Source organism: Olleya sp. YS (assembly GCF_029760915.1).
Lineage (GTDB): Bacteria > Bacteroidota > Bacteroidia > Flavobacteriales > Flavobacteriaceae > Olleya.
The window spans coordinates 485805-501379 of record NZ_CP121685.1; the positions used below are offsets into that span (position 1 = coordinate 485805).

Below are 15575 nucleotides of genomic sequence, written 5' to 3' on the forward strand. Positions count from 1 at the left end.
AGTTTATTTTTTATTTACTCTAATAACATCGTAAAAATCTTTTCTTCGGTCTTTTAAGTTTTTAACTGCTCCAAATGTATGTAACTCGCGTAATAAACTTAAATCTACGTCTGCTACTAAAATCATTTCGGTATTTGTGGTCGCTTCTGCTTTTATTCCATTACTTGGAAACGAAAAATCGCAAGGTGTAAACACAGCAGATTGTGCGTATTGGATGTCCATATTATTTACGTTTGGTAAGTTACCAACGCTTCCTGCAATAGCCACATAACATTCGTTTTCTATAGCTCTAGCTTGTGCACATAAACGCACACGAGAGTAGCCATTTTGTGTGTCTGTTAAAAATGGAACAAACAGGATGTCCATCCCTTCGTCTGATAATAAACGAGAGAGTTCTGGAAACTCGGAATCATAACAGATTAAAATCCCTATTTTACCTGCATCTGTTTGGAAGGTTTGTAGTTTATTACCTTTTTGCATACCCCAAACTTTAGCTTCGTCTGGAGTAACATGGATTTTTTCATAACGCTCTAAACTACCATCTCTGCGACATAAATAGCCAACATTATACAACTTATTATCAATGACTTCTGGCATACTTCCAGTAATAATATTAATGTTGTATGATATGGATAATTGTTGCATTTTTTCGACAATCTCCTTGGTATAATTTGCTAATTCCCTAATCGCATCTGGCTCATGCAAATGGTTAAACTTAGCCATTAGAGGCGCATTAAAAAACTCTGGAAACAACGCAAAGTCTGAACGATAGGCAGCAACACTATCTACAAAATACTCGACCTGTTGCATTAACTCTTCTAAGCTATGATACGTTCGCATTTGCCACTGTATAAGACCTAAGCGCACTACTGTTTTTACAGTGCTTGCTTTTTTACTTTGCTTAGTATAATAAATATTATCCCATTCCATTAACACAGCATACTCGTTAGACGCTGTATCACCTTCCAAATAGCCTTTTATAACTCTTAAAGGGTGAAAGTCGTTAGAGATTTGAAAATTTAATACAGGATCATGGATTTCTTTGCGCTTAACTTTTTCTATGTATTCTTTAGGCGATAATTGGTCTTGATATTTATGAAAATTTGGCATTCTACCACCAAAAACAATACCTTTTAAGTTTAATTCTTCGCAAACTTCTTTTCTGTAATCATAAAGACGTCTACCCAATCTTAATCCTCTGTATTCTGGTTTGATAAACACATCTATACCATATAACACATCACCATTAGGATCGTGATTTTTAAAATCGTCACCTTCTATAATATCTGCATAAGTATGATTATCTTCTATCTTGTCGTAATTGACGATTAAAGACAAGGCGCATCCTGCGATATTACCATCAATTTTAATCACCACTTGACCTTTTGGGAAAATAGAGGTTAAACGCTCTATGTGATGCTTTTTCCAATACGTATTAAGCACACCACCATAAGACTCTAAAGTTGCCGATTTTAGCTCTTCATAATCACTTACGGTTAAGTATTTTAATTCGATATTTTCAATTTTCTGGTCTTCCATTACAAACCTAAGATATAAGCAAAAATTAATGGTGCCACAATAGTTGCGTCACTTTCTACAATAAACTTTGGTGTATCAATATCTAGTTTTCCCCAAGTAATTTTTTCGTTTGGAACTGCTCCAGAATACGACCCATAACTAGTAGTTGAATCACTAATTTGACAGAAATAACTCCAAAATGGTGTGTCTGTACGTTCCATATCTTGGTATAGCATTGGCACAACACAAATTGGGAAGTCTCCTGCAATACCACCTCCAATTTGAAAGAATCCAATACCTTTTGCTGAATTTTCGGTATACCAATCTGCTAAAAAGGTCATGTATTCTATACCAGATTTCATGGTACTTGCTTTAAGTTCGCCTTTTAAAACATAACTCGCAAAAATATTTCCCATCGTGCTATCTTCCCAACCAGGACACACTATTGGTAGGTTTTTTTCTGCAGCAGCATACATCCATGAGTCTTTTAAGTCTATTTCGTAATATTGCTCTAATACGCCTGACAACAACATTTTGTACATATACTCATGTGGTAAATAGCGTTCGCCTTTAGCTTCTGCATCTTTCCAGATTTTCTCGATATGTTGTTGTAAACGTCTAAACGCTTCCTCTTCTGGAATACACGTATCTGTCACACGATTTAGTCCTTTTTCTAATAAGTCCCATTCTTCTTGAGGTGTTAAATCACGATAGTTTGGTACACGCTTGTAGTGCGAATGCGCCACTAAATTCATGATATCTTCCTCTAAGTTTGCTCCAGTACACGAAATAATATGTACTTTATCTTGTCGAATCATTTCTGCAAAACTTTTACCAAGTTCCGCAGTACTCATAGCACCTGCAAGTGACACTAACATTTTAGCACCTTTATCTAATTGCGCTTCATACCCTTTAGCTGCATCTACTAAAGCTGCTGCATTAAAGTGTAAATAATGATGTTGTATAAATTGAGAAATTGGGCCTTTAGTACTCATCGTCTTCGTTAAATTTAGAACTGTTATTTTTTTGTTTTGTGCTATCGTAAGTATTGTCGTAATCGTCTTCTGCTACTTCATTTAAAAACTTATAACTTAGCATTTTATAGTATAATTTAGCAGCTAAAAAGTCTGAAGATTTATCAATTTTATTTGGACATAGCTCTACAATATCAAAACCAACGACGTTTTTTTCCTCAAAAACTTGTTTTAAAAACTCTAAGGTTTCGTACCATAATAATCCACCAGGTTCTGGTGTTCCTGTACTTGGCATGATAGATGGATCAAAAGCATCTAAATCTATAGTTATAAATACATTATCTGTCATTTGGTCTACTGCGCTATCCATCCAAGTATCATCCATTGCCATCTCATGAGCGAAGTATGTTTTTTCTTCGTCCATAACTGTTTTTTCTATAGCATCCATAGAGCGGATTCCCACTTGGATCAAATTGGTAGTCTGACTCGCTTCATATAACGCACACGCGTGATTGCAAATAGAACCTTCATACGTTTTACGCAAATCGGCATGTGCATCTAACTGTAAAACCGTTAGACTAGGAAACATCTCGTTAAATGCACGAATAGTACCTATAGATACAGAATGTTCACCTCCAAAAATAGTGACAAACTTATTTTTTTTGATATACTTTTTTGTGGCTTGGTGCACAGCATCAACCATTGCTTCTGGTGAAGTGTTTTCTGAAACAGCATCTGCTAAAAACACACCTTGTTTGTACACTTCGGTATCTGTTTCGATATCATACAACTCCATATTTGCAGACGCATCTAAAAAGGCTTCAGGACCTTTATCTGCACCTTTTTGCCATGTACTTGTACCATCATATGGCACTGGAATTAAAACTACTTTTGCTTGTTCTAATTTTGCTAATTCTTCTGGAATCCCAGCATATGTTTTAGTTTGCATAACCTAAAATTTTAAGTAAGTCTTCACTTTTTTGTTGTTCTTTAAATACTGTTTTTGTGATGTTGCCATCTTGGTCTTTATCTATTAATATATGTTTTGGACTAGGTATTAAACAGTGTTGCAACCCTCCAAATCCACCTATAGTTTCTTGATAAGCTCCTGTGTTAAAAAAGCCTATATACAATGGTTTATCTTTGTTATATTTTGGTAAATAAATCGCGTTCATGTGTTGCTCGCTATTATAATAATCGTCGCTATCACAAGTTAAACCACCTAATAAAACACGCTCATAACTATCGTTCCATCTGTTAATTGCTAACATGATAAAACGCTTGTTGATTGCCCAAGTATCTGGAAGTGTTGTTATAAAAGATGAGTTTATCATGTTCCATTTTTCACGATCGTTTTGTTGTTTTTGGTATAAGACCTCGTAAATTGCTCCTCCACTTTCGCCTACCGTAAAACTTCCAAATTCAGTAAAAATGTTTGGGACGTCCACGTCCTCTTCGTCACAAGTTTGTTTGATTTGGTTGATGATTTCGTCTATCATATACTCGTAATCAAACTCAAAAGCTAACGAGTTTTTTATAGGAAATCCACCACCGATATTTAAACTGTCTAAACTTGGACAAATCTTTTTTAAGCTAGTGTACACTTTCAAACATTTTAACAACTCATTCCAATAGTAAGCATTATCTCTAATTCCTGTATTGATAAAAAAGTGAAGCATTTTAAGCTCTACTTTTGGGTTGTCTTTAATTTGATTTTTATAAAAAGGGACAATATTTTTATACCCAATGCCTAATCTTGAGGTATAAAACTCAAATTTTGGTTCTTCTTCTGAAGCTATTCTGATACCTACTTTAAATTTACCATCAATCTGATTTGAAAGTAAATCTATTTCTTCATAGTTATCTATTATAGGAATACAGTTTTTTTGTCCATTATTAATAAGCCTAGCAATGTTGGTTATGTACTGCTCACGTTTAAACCCATTACTAATAACAAAAGTCTCATTAGTTATTTTGCCTTCTTTTTTTAGGTTTTCTACTATATCTATATCAAAAGCAGAAGACGTTTCTATATGGATATCGTTTTTTAAAGCTTCATTTAAAACATGTTTAAAATGTGAGCTTTTTGTGCAATAACAATAATTGTATTTTCCATTGTAATCATGCTTTTTTATAGCGTCATTAAACCATGTTTTTGCACGTTGAATGTTATTTGATATTTGTGGTAAGTAGGTAAATTTTAAAGGCGCTCCATACGCTTCCACCAACTCCATTAAATCTATGTCATGAAACTGTAGTGTTTTATCCTCAAGCTTGAATTCTGGTTGAGGAAAATCAAAGGTTTGACTGATTAAGTCTATGTATTTTGTGTTCATTATTATTTTTAAAAATGTTGAAATTTAAATAAGAAACAGCATGAAATAAGCTGCTAAAAACAAATAATAATGTATTAATCAAATCTGGATTTTAAGGTCACAAGTAGGCACAAAGCCATACTGATGCTGACTAGCATATATTGAAGTAAAAGCGGAAGTTAGCTTTAAAATTCGGTCGCTTAATCTGTAAGCTGCTTTTGAATATGACTTCCTAATTTTCAAAAGCCCGAACGTAGAAACAGAGTTCAAAGTGTTCAGCTAAATACATTACAAATGAACTACTTTTTTTTGAATTCCAAACTTTTTTTTAAAAAAATTTAATGTTTTTGAAAAAAAATTTCAATCGCCTAATTGTCAAGTGTTTAAAATGAAAAAAAGCGTCTCTATTTACAAATAAATACAAACGCTTTAAAGACAACTAAATGATTGACTAATCCATATCAAGTCTAATTCCCAATGATATATTGTTTTGTTCTACAGCTTGGTTTTTAAATATTGGTGATAAATCATATTTAGCGTATAGACTTAAATCTCCTACTCCAATATAGGCACTTAAACCATAAACAAAAGTGTTGGTGTTGTATCCACTCTTTATTTTTTGCTTAACACGCTCTCCATCGTCTTCATACACTAACTTTTGTTGAGATCTTAATGCAACTCCAGCGTAACCGCCTATTCCTATTTTGAATTTATCATGATTAAAGTAACGTACTCGTCCATCTTTATATTCTTTTTTGTTCCATGGACCAAATTCAAAATGAATAGGCACGACCAAATTTGTAGTTCTAAATTTAGCTTTTTTTAAGTCGGTTGGAAACGTTTCTAATGTGGTGCTATTATTATTTTGCTGAAAAAACTGATTATCTTTAATATCTAATTTATTCCATTGAAATGAAAATCCGTATTTAAAACGTAGTGCATTAGAATTTTCAAACACTCTAGTATTCCATAACCAACCTAGCTCTACAAAACCAGATCCACCTAATTTATAAGGTGAGTCGTCCAAGCTAACACCATCAATAATAGCGTTATTAAAACCCATTGCAAAAACTAATTGATTTCCTGTTCTTACATCTTGTTTTGGAGGATTACCACTAGTTTTCACACCTAAAATCTCTCTATCTCCTTCGCCAATTTTAATGGACACCACATTTTTTGAGTCTTCACCAAACTCATCCTTGTTTCGCTTCATAAACTCCATTCTATTAGCTGCAATTGCAATCCGGTTTTCGATATTTAATGCTCGTTTTTCTGCAGCGTTTTGTTTTAATTGTTCGGCTTCGTCAAATGTAATTTTATCATCTTCTAATCTATCGTTAATCGCTTCAATTTCTAACTTTAAAGCATCACGTTCATCTGTTTTAATTTGTTCTTTAATGACTTCTAACTCTGTATTAGTGTTGTTTTCTTGTGCACTGACTTGAGATACTACAATTAAAAAAATTAAATACGCTAAATGTTTTGTAATGGTTTGCATAACTGTTTGTTTTTTAATGATTATTAATAATTACGCTCGGCTACTGTAGATTTTAAAGTTTCATAGCCTGATTTTACAGCATGAAACAATCTGTTTTTTAGAGATTTTTCGGATTTTATCTCGACTTCTTCCAGCAACGCATTGGCGTCTATTTTTTCTACTTGATATTGATTATTATTAGCTTTAACCTCTGAGTAAGCTTCCTCTAACAGTAAAGTAGCTTCTTTAGTAGTTATGTTTTGGTCTGCAACTGTAGTGTTAGTTACTTCTTCTTTTAGAGGAATCACAACCTTTTTATTTTGAATACTTGAAGTTTCTTTTATAGAAGGGTTTATATTCTGATTTGATTGCTCTACCACTTTTGTAGTTGCTAATAAAGGTGTCTTTTTTACAATTGTTTTTGCCTCTTCTATTTGCTCTTCATTTTTTATTTCAACAATCGGCTTATTTTCAATTGTATTTGAATTATTAGGTATTAAAGTATCCTGTTTAACCTCGTTTACTATGGATTGGATTACTATTATTTTTAGATATGTAAATAGCCAAACACACACCTAAAAAAGTAGCAGCAATCCCTAACCACCAGAAAGTGTATTTTGATTTAGTTTGTTGTGTTTGCAATGCTGTATCTAATTGGCTCCAAGCCTTTTGGCTGGGTGCAATTGTACGACCCTCTAAGGTATCTTTTAATTGCTTTTCAAATTTATTTGGTGCCATATTCTTTAGTATTAATTTTTTTAATATTGTCTTGCAAAAGCTTTCTAGCTTTAAATAACTGCGATTTTGATGTCCCTTCACTAATGTTTAAAAGTGTAGCAATTTCTGCATGCTTATAACCTTCTATCGCATACATAACAAACACCATTTTATAACCTTCAGGTAAATTATCTATTAACTCTTGTAATTGAGCAACATCATACTGTTGAGAGGTCTCGTCTTGGATATCTACATGTTCATACTCTTCATAAACAAATTGAACACTTTTTTTCTGTCTTAAAAAAGAAATAGCTTCTCTAACCATAATACGTCTTATCCATCCTTCAAAACTACCTTCCTGTCTGTAACTTTTTAAATTAGTAAACACCTTTAAAAAACCGTTTAACATAGCTTCTTCTGCGTGATGTATATCTTTTATATAATAACGACAAACACTTAGCATCTTAGGTGCGTGCAATTCAAATAATACGTGTTGAGCCTCACGATTATTTTGAGTTGCTTTTTTTATAAGCTTAGTTTCGTTATTAAATAAAGTAACAACTTTCACAATGTTGGTGTTTAGTTTGGTGTTCTATTTATAAAGACGTAAAAGTTTTACAAAAGGTTGCCTTAAGATGAAAAAAAGTTATTTTTTTCTTTCAATGACGTAATTAACCATTAACTCTAAAGACGTTTTATAATCAGATTCTGGGTAGTGTTTAAGTAGTTGAAGTGCTTCTTTTTGGAAACTTTTCATTTTTGAAACTGCGTAATCCAAGCCTCCATTTTGCTTTACAAAATCAATGACTTGATTAACTCTTTTTTTGTCTTTGTTATGATTTTTAATAGAGTTGATTATCCAGTTTTTATCTTTTTTGGAGCTGTTATTAAGGACGTAAATTAGAGGTAGTGTCATTTTTTGCTCTTTAATATCAATACCAGTTGGTTTACCAATACGTTGGGTACCGTAATCAAATAAATCGTCTTTAATTTGAAACGCCATTCCTATTAATTCTCCAAACTTACGCATACTTTCTACCTCAACCGAGTTGGGTTTGACAGATGCAGCACCTAAGCTACAACACGCAGCAATTAGTGTTGCTGTTTTTTGGCGGATGATATCATAATACACGTCTTCTGTAATATCTAATTTACGTGCTTTTTCTATTTGAAGCAACTCGCCTTCGCTCATTTCTCTTACAGCTATCGAGATTATTTTAAGTAAGTCAAAATCGTTATTATCTATAGATAACAGCAAACCTTTAGAGAGTAAAAAATCACCAATTAAAACCGCTATTTTATTTTTCCATAAAGCGTTTATTGAGAAAAAACCACGACGTTTATTACTATCGTCAACCACATCATCATGGACTAAGGTAGCAGTATGAATTAGCTCTATGACAGATGCACCTCTGTAAGTACGCTCACTGACCTCGCCATTAGATACCATTTTAGCCACCAAAAACACAAACATAGGTCGCATTTGTTTTCCTTTACGGTTAACAATATAGTAGGTAATTCTATTTAAAAGAGCAACTTTAGAAGACATAGAAAGTCTAAACTTTTGTTCAAAAAGTTCCATTTCAAAAGCTATTGGCTGTTTTATTTGTTCGGTTATTTTCAAAAAAGTGCTTTTAACAAACCTAATAAAAAATAAGAAACTTTATTGTCAAGATTACAATAATTACTAATTTTATTACAAAAGCTATAAAAATGAAAAACTACATCTACTTACTCTTAATTTGCTCTTTATTTAATTGTAGCAAAGAGGAAGAACCACAAAACTTTATACTCCCTCAACCTTCAGTTTCTTTAACTTCTAACATTGAAGTGTATAATGAAAATCTGTTGGAAAATAGTTTGGTTTTAGCAGTAGAAAATGGAGGAAACACTTCTTATTTACTTAATAAAGAAGGAGAACGTGTTTTTGAATGGAATTTTGACACAAGGCTTGGTAATGATTTAGAAATTATTGAAGGTGGTAAACTTTTAGGTATGTTTAAAGTAAATGCACCAGAAATTAGTTTTGGAGGTGCTGGTGGTACAATTAAAATTTTAAACCCTAATTCCTCTGTAGATTGGCAATATACTTACGCTTCAGAAAACTACATAGCACATCATGATGTAGAGCTACTACCTAACGGAAATCTATTATTTATGGCTTGGGAAAAAGTTGAACCATTAACAGCACAATCAAATGGCGTAAATGTAACTGAAGCTATATATCCAGAAACCTTAATTGAAATTAATCCCGATAGCAATCAAATTGTTTGGAAATGGAATAGTTTTGATCATATCGTACAAGATTTAGACTCAACAAAACTTAATTATGGAGTAATCAATGATAACCCAAATCTTATAGATATAAATTATAATAGTGTAGCCCAAGGAGGAGACATCATGCATGCAAATGGTATAGATTATGACGAAACCGAAGATATTATCTACCTAAGCGTAAATGATTATAGTGAAATTTGGGTGATAGATCACAGTACTACAACACTTGAAGCAGCTTCCAATACTGGAGGCAACTATAATAAAGGAGGCGATTTAATATACAGATTTGGTAACCCAGAAGCCTATAATAATGTTGGTGATAGATTATTTTATAATAATCATTTTCCTAATTTAATAGAAAAAGAAGTCCCTGGTAAAGATAACATGTTAGTCTTTGTTAATAGAGACAATAATCAAACACAATCTGCAGTGTATGAATTAGAGCTACCAGCCACCTTTAATTTGATTCCAAATACGAATAACGAACCTAACATAGTCTGGCAATTTACAGATACAGAAATGTATTCTAAAATCATTTCTGGAGCAGTAAGATTGCCAAATGGAAATACTCTTATCTGTGAAGGTGATTATGGTTTTTGGGAAATTACAGCAGGTGGAGAGATTGCTTGGAAATATAACGGTATGGGAGTTTCGCTTTGGAGGTGTTATAATTACAACACTGAAGATGAGTTGCTTGACGACTTAATGCTGTGATTTTAAAAAAAAAATTGTATATTAATTCGCTATTAATTTTAATCCACCCTCAATATGAAAAAAATTACTTTTTTAATTATCTTTTGTTTGACCGCAACCACATGGATGTATAGTCAATGTACTACTATTACTGGTGGTAACTACGGTAATCTCGTTGTTGCTAACGATGGAAGTGCAGAACAAATTGCTATTGATAACTGGCCAAATGCAGAATATTCAGCAATTGAAGGTTTAATACCAGGAAATACGTATACAGTTACAGGTACTAACACAACTAGTATATATATTACAATCGCAGAAATTGACTGGGCAAATCCAATGCTTGGTGGTACAGTATTAGTACATGGCCCATCGTCTGTATCGTTTACTGCAACTACTACCGATGTAATAATACATTGGCATTTAGATGCTCTTTGTTCTACTCAAGCTAGTGACAACACTTTAACAACAATACAATGTACTAGTGCTACTTGTAGCTGTACAGCAACTTCATCTCCTGGTGCTCCAACCGGACCAACTCCAGGAAATATGGCTATTGATATTCCAATAGATGCCACAGATCCAGCAAACTTACTTATTACTCCTTTTTCATGGGTAGATGGAGCTGGTGATCCTGCAACTAGCTATACTTTAAGTTTAGGTGTAACTCCAACAGGAGACGATATAGGATCAATTAGTGGTGCAACTAATGGTAATGGAATTAATTATACTTGGGATTACAATACTACTTATTATTGGAAAGTTAATGCTATAAATTGCTTTGGTTCTGATGAGAGTGCTGTATGGAGTTTTACAACAACTTCATGTACTGCTACTGCTGCACCAGATGCGGTAACAACACCTACTCCTTCTGATGGAGCAATTGATGTTCCAATTGACGCAACGGATCCAGCTAATTTATTAATAACACCTTTTTCTTGGGTGGATGCAGCAACAGGTGATCCAGCAACTTCTTACACCTTAAGTCTTGGAACAACTCCAACAGGAGACGATATTGGCACAATCGATCCAGCAACTAATGGTAACGGTATTGTATATACTTGGGCTTACAGTACAACCTACTATTGGTACGTTACTGGTGTGAATTGTGTAGGTAGTGCTCCAGGTGCTATTTATAGTTTTACAACTGAAGCTGATCCCGCTCTATCTATAGATGAGTTTGATGCTAACACATTTAGTATTTATCCTAATCCTGCCAAAAATGAAATTAGTATAAAAACTGATATAAGTTTTGATTCGGTTGCGATATACAATCAATTGGGACAACGTGTATTACAATTAAATAGTGATAAATTAATAGATAATACTATTAATATTAGCGACTTAAATAGTGGTATCTTTTTCATGAAGATTAAGTCTAATGATAAAGAACAAACCATTAAATTTATTAAAGAGTAACCAACATTATTAAAACCAAAAAGCGACTTCTAAAATTTTTTAAAAGTCGCTTTTTTTATTAAATTATTTAAATATTTATCCTTTATTCGCTAACTGTCCACAAGCTGCATCTATATCTTTTCCTCGACTACGTCTAACGGTTACAGTAATGTTATTAGCTTCTAACACTTGTTGATACATATCAATTGCTTCAGATTTAGCTTGTTGAAACTGTCCATCGTCAATAGGATTATATTCAATAAGATTGACCTTACTAGGTGCAAATTTGCAAAACTGCACTAAAGCATCAACATCTTTACGTTTGTCATTAATACCTTCCCAAACAACATACTCGTAAGTTATTCTATTTTTAGTTTTTTCGTACCAATAGACTAATGCTTCTCGCAATGATGCTAAAGGAAATGTTGCATTAAATGGCATGATGGACGTTCTAACCTCATCTATTGCAGAATGCAACGATACTGCTAGTTTAAACTTTACGTTATCATCTGCCATTTTTTTAATCATCTTTGGTACGCCTGAAGTAGAGACTACAATACGTCTTGGTGACATGCCTAACCCTTCTGGTGAGGTAATTTTGTCTATAGCTTTAAGTACGTTATTGTAATTCATAAGTGGTTCTCCCATACCCATAAACACAATATTACTTAGCGGTCTGTCAAAATATAGTCTGCTTTCTCTATCTATTGCAACAACTTGGTCGTAAATCTCATCTGGATTTAAATTACGCATGCGTTTTAATCGTGCTGTTGCACAAAATTTACAGTCTAAACTACAACCCACTTGACTAGACACACAAGCTGTTGTTCTGGTTTTGGTTGGAATTAAAACGGACTCGACAATTAAATCGTCATGTAATCGTACCGCATTTTTTACAGTACCATCACTACTACGTTGCATGACATCTACTTTAATGTGGTTTATCACAAAATTGTCCTCTAGCATTTGACGTGTCTCTTTAGAGATATTGGTCATATCATCAAAAGTATGCGCACCTTTATTCCACAACCATTCATAAACTTGATTGCCTCTAAAAGCTTTGTCACCTTCTTTTTCAAAAAAGTCTCTAAGTTGCTCTTTGGTTAATGCTCGTATGTCTTTTTTCTTAATGTCCATTAGGTGCAAAAATAGTGAAAAATCCTCCCTTAATCCCTCCAAAGGAGGGAAACTATTACTAATAAAATGGTTAAACTAAAACTATAATTTTAGCCAGAACCTTCGGTTAGTGCACTTTGAAAATCTAAGTATAACACATTAGCGATTGAGGTATTTGTCGAAGCTCTTTTAGTGTTGTTGCGTATATGCAACACAAAAAAGCGACTACCAAAATACTTGTATTCACGAATTCTTTAATTTAAAATATGCTCCATGAGTAAAGCGCGACCCTTGGGTAATGCCATAAAAAAAGCCTCTATAAAGAGGCTTAGTACTATATATTAATGTTATTAGATAATTAACATCGCGTCACCATAGCTGTAAAATTTGTACTTTTCTTTTACTGCTTCATCGTATGCTTTTTTAATAAAATCGTGACCTGCAAATGCTGAAACCATCATTAACAACGTAGATTTTGGTGTATGGAAGTTAGTAATCATAGCATTGGCAATACTAAAGTCATAAGGTGGGAAAATAAATTTATTAGTCCATCCTTCTACTTCGTTTAACGTTCCGCTAGAGGACACAGAACTTTCTATTGCACGCATTGCTGTAGTCCCGACAGCACATATACGACGCTTTTCTTTTTGAGCTTTGTTAATGGTTTCTACAGCTTTTGCTTCTATTTTAAGCTCTTCGCTATCCATTTTATGTTTTGATAAATCTTCTACTTCTACAGGGTTAAAAGTTCCTAATCCTACGTGAAGTGTCACTTCAGCAAAATCTACACCTTTAATTTCTAAACGCTTTAATAGGTGTTTAGAGAAGTGTAATCCTGCAGTTGGTGCTGCAACTGCACCTTCGTTTTTAGCATAGATAGTTTGGTAACGCTCTTCATCTTCTGGTTCTACCTCTCTTTTAATATATTTTGGTAAAGGTGTTTCTCCTAACTCTTGTAATTTAATTCTAAATTCTTGGTAAGAGCCATCATATAGAAAACGTAATGTACGTCCTCTAGAAGTTGTGTTATCAATAACTTCTGCAACTAAAGTTTCGTCTTCTCCAAAATATAATTTATTACCAATACGTATTTTACGCGCTGGATCTACTAACACATCCCAAAGACGTTGTTCTTGATTAAGCTCTCTTAATAAAAACACTTCTATTCTTGCTCCTGTTTTTTCTTTATTACCAAATAAACGTGCAGGAAATACTTTAGTATTATTTAGTATCATCACATCTTTTTCATCAAAATAATCGATGATGTCCTTAAACATTTTGTGTTCTATCGTTTGCTCTTTGCGGTTTAATACCATTAAACGAGACTCGTCTCTGTTTTCTGCTGGATATTCTGCTAAAAGCTCTTCTGGTAATTCAAAATTGAAGTGTGATAATTTCATTTATATAAAAACGTGTTTAATTAACAAAGTTGCAAATATACAATCTGGAGATAGGCGTTGTCAAGTAAATGGGCAATTATTATTTTTAAATACAAAATTTAAACCCTAATTGGTCCAAATCGTCCCAAAATGTTGGGTAGGATTTTGACACCACTTTATAATCTTGAATGATAATGGGCACTTTTAATGCTAATGGTGCAAACGCCATAGCCATTCTGTGGTCATTGTAAGTTTCTATAATCACATTTTGGTTTATATTATCTGAGGCTTCAAGAGTTAGACTATTATCTGTTATTGTTACTGTTCCTCCTAATTTTTCAATTTCGGTTTTAAGCGCGACTAAACGGTCTGTTTCTTTAATCTTTAAAGTATGTAAGCCTGTTAAATGACACTTTAAACCTAAAGCAAATGCAGTAACTGCAATAGTTTGTGCAATATCTGGTGCATTTGCTAAATCAAAATTGATTACAGTATTTGGAGATGTATTATTGTTTTTTTGAAGTAAAATCGTATCCATTTCAAAAGTTGTTGATACATCAAATGACTTATATAAATCAGCTAAAACAGAATCACCTTGTAGGCTATTGTTTTTGTAAGAGGACAACTTAATTTGTGTTCCAACTTCTGACAATGCAATTATACTATAAAAGTATGATGCAGAGGACCAGTCAGACTCTACTGTTAATTGCTGGCTGCTTGCTTTTAATGGTTTGTTGTTAGGTAAAACGGTTATAAGATTATTTTCAAATGTTGTTTTGACACCAATGTCTTCTAATAAGCTAAGCGTCATTTTTATGTAAGGCACAGATGTTATTTTACCTTCTAGTGTCAATTCTAAACCATTTTTAAGTTTTGAGGCTATTAATAGTAATGCCGAAATATATTGGCTACTCACATTAGCTTTTAGGGTAACTTTATGTTTAGTAAGTGTTTTTCCATTAATTAGTAATGGTGGAAACCCTTTGTGTTCTTTATAGGTAATATCTGCACCTAATTGATTTAAAGCATCAACTAGAATAGCTATTGGACGCTCTTTCATGCGTTGCGATCCTGTTAACTCAATAGATCTTCCTTCTTGTGTTGAAAAAAACGCAGTTAAAAACCGCATTGCGGTTCCTGCATGGTGAATGTCAATAACATCACTTGTAGATGTCAATGCTTTGGCCATTAACACAGAATCATCACTATTGGATAGGTTTTTAATGCTTATTTCTGGAAATAAAGCTTGCAGTAATAACAATCTGTTGGACTCGCTTTTAGATCCCGTTATTTGGATTGCAGATTGTTTATATATGGTTGATTTTTGGAGGTGTAGTTTCATTTAAAAGACGTTTCGACTGCGCTCAACGTGACATAAAGGGTTATTTAAGTTTTTGATTGTTTTGGTGTCTGTCGTGATCGCGTTTGGTTTTTATATCTAACTTTTTATCAAACGCGTCTTGTAGATCTATTCCTGTTTGATTAGCTAAACATAGCACAACAAACATAACATCTGCTAACTCTTCGCCTAAATCTTTGTTTTTGTCCGATTCTTTCTCGCTTTGCTCACCATAACGTCTTGCAATAATACGTGCTACTTCACCTACTTCTTCTGTAAGTTGTGCCATATTTGTTAGCTCGTTAAAATAACGTACACCATGGTTTTTTATCCAGTTATCAACGTCTAGTTGTGCGTTTTTAATGTCCATAA

Annotated in this window: 15 protein-coding genes; 2 read left to right on the plus strand and 13 right to left on the minus strand. The window is 33.3% G+C overall.

All coding sequences use genetic code 11. The annotated features are described in order from the left end of the window. Positions 1-3: 3 nt before the first annotated feature. From Ollyesu_RS02350 to Ollyesu_RS02390, 9 genes are all read right to left on the minus strand, one after another. The gene (locus Ollyesu_RS02350) at positions 4-1539 is read right to left on the minus strand and encodes a bifunctional GNAT family N-acetyltransferase/carbon-nitrogen hydrolase family protein (RefSeq protein ID WP_279302199.1); all 1536 of its coding nucleotides are present in this window, start codon (positions 1537-1539) and stop codon (positions 4-6) included. Continuing rightward, positions 1539-2513: a deoxyhypusine synthase family protein gene (locus Ollyesu_RS02355; RefSeq protein WP_279302200.1), complete on the minus strand. Its 975-nt coding sequence runs from the start codon at positions 2511-2513 to the stop codon at positions 1539-1541. The genes Ollyesu_RS02350 and Ollyesu_RS02355 overlap by 1 nt, the downstream gene beginning before the upstream one ends. Then, positions 2503-3441, minus strand: a complete 939-nt coding sequence (speB, locus tag Ollyesu_RS02360; protein WP_279302201.1) for an agmatinase — start codon at positions 3439-3441, stop codon at positions 2503-2505. Before speB ends, Ollyesu_RS02355 begins: the two co-directional genes overlap by 11 nt. Beyond that, positions 3431-4828, minus strand: a complete 1398-nt coding sequence (locus Ollyesu_RS02365; RefSeq protein WP_279302202.1) for an arginine decarboxylase — start codon at positions 4826-4828, stop codon at positions 3431-3433. The genes speB and Ollyesu_RS02365 overlap by 11 nt, the downstream gene beginning before the upstream one ends. Before the next feature lie 430 nt (positions 4829-5258). After that, positions 5259-6305 carry a hypothetical protein gene (locus tag Ollyesu_RS02370; protein ID WP_279302203.1) on the minus strand — a complete coding sequence of 349 codons (1047 nt, stop codon included), beginning with the start codon at positions 6303-6305 and terminating at the stop codon, positions 5259-5261. Positions 6306-6328: 23 nt separating this feature from the next. Then, positions 6329-6859, minus strand: coding sequence for a hypothetical protein (locus tag Ollyesu_RS02375; RefSeq protein ID WP_279302204.1), 531 nt, complete (start codon positions 6857-6859; stop codon positions 6329-6331). Further along, positions 6795-7022, minus strand: coding sequence for a hypothetical protein (locus Ollyesu_RS02380; protein ID WP_279302205.1), 228 nt, complete (start codon positions 7020-7022; stop codon positions 6795-6797). The genes Ollyesu_RS02375 and Ollyesu_RS02380 overlap by 65 nt, the downstream gene beginning before the upstream one ends. Beyond that, positions 7009-7569 carry an RNA polymerase sigma factor gene (locus Ollyesu_RS02385; RefSeq protein ID WP_279302206.1) on the minus strand — a complete coding sequence of 187 codons (561 nt, stop codon included), beginning with the start codon at positions 7567-7569 and terminating at the stop codon, positions 7009-7011. Before Ollyesu_RS02385 ends, Ollyesu_RS02380 begins: the two co-directional genes overlap by 14 nt. A 78-nt stretch (positions 7570-7647) precedes the next feature. Next, entirely contained in the window at positions 7648-8625 is a 978-nt protein-coding gene (locus tag Ollyesu_RS02390; RefSeq protein WP_279302207.1) for a polyprenyl synthetase family protein, read from the minus strand. An 89-nt stretch (positions 8626-8714) separates the two neighbouring features. Here Ollyesu_RS02390 and Ollyesu_RS02395 point away from each other — a divergent pair, with 89 nt between their 5' ends. Together Ollyesu_RS02395 and Ollyesu_RS02400 are read left to right on the plus strand one after the other, a co-directional pair. Then, positions 8715-9992, plus strand: a complete 1278-nt coding sequence (locus tag Ollyesu_RS02395; RefSeq protein ID WP_279302208.1) for an aryl-sulfate sulfotransferase — start codon at positions 8715-8717, stop codon at positions 9990-9992. A gap of 54 nt (positions 9993-10046) precedes the next feature. Further along, positions 10047-11390, plus strand: a complete 1344-nt coding sequence (locus Ollyesu_RS02400; protein WP_279302209.1) for a T9SS type A sorting domain-containing protein — start codon at positions 10047-10049, stop codon at positions 11388-11390. Between the two features lie 75 nt (positions 11391-11465). Here the strand turns inward: Ollyesu_RS02400 and rlmN are convergent, their stop codons facing one another. The 4 genes from rlmN to Ollyesu_RS02420 form a co-directional block, all read right to left on the minus strand. Further along, positions 11466-12506, minus strand: a complete 1041-nt coding sequence (gene rlmN, locus Ollyesu_RS02405) for a 23S rRNA (adenine(2503)-C(2))-methyltransferase RlmN (protein ID WP_279302210.1) — start codon at positions 12504-12506, stop codon at positions 11466-11468. A gap of 329 nt (positions 12507-12835) precedes the next feature. Further along, positions 12836-13885 (minus strand): tRNA preQ1(34) S-adenosylmethionine ribosyltransferase-isomerase QueA, encoded by a 1050-nt coding sequence (queA, locus tag Ollyesu_RS02410; RefSeq protein ID WP_279302211.1) that lies wholly within the window; start codon positions 13883-13885, stop codon positions 12836-12838. An 85-nt stretch (positions 13886-13970) separates the two neighbouring features. Continuing rightward, positions 13971-15206, minus strand: a complete 1236-nt coding sequence (locus tag Ollyesu_RS02415) for a 3-phosphoshikimate 1-carboxyvinyltransferase (protein ID WP_279302212.1) — start codon at positions 15204-15206, stop codon at positions 13971-13973. A gap of 40 nt (positions 15207-15246) precedes the next feature. Then, complete coding sequence (locus Ollyesu_RS02420) at positions 15247-15573, minus strand: nucleotide pyrophosphohydrolase (protein ID WP_279302213.1); 327 nt, start codon at positions 15571-15573, stop codon at positions 15247-15249. Positions 15574-15575: the final 2 nt, after the last annotated feature.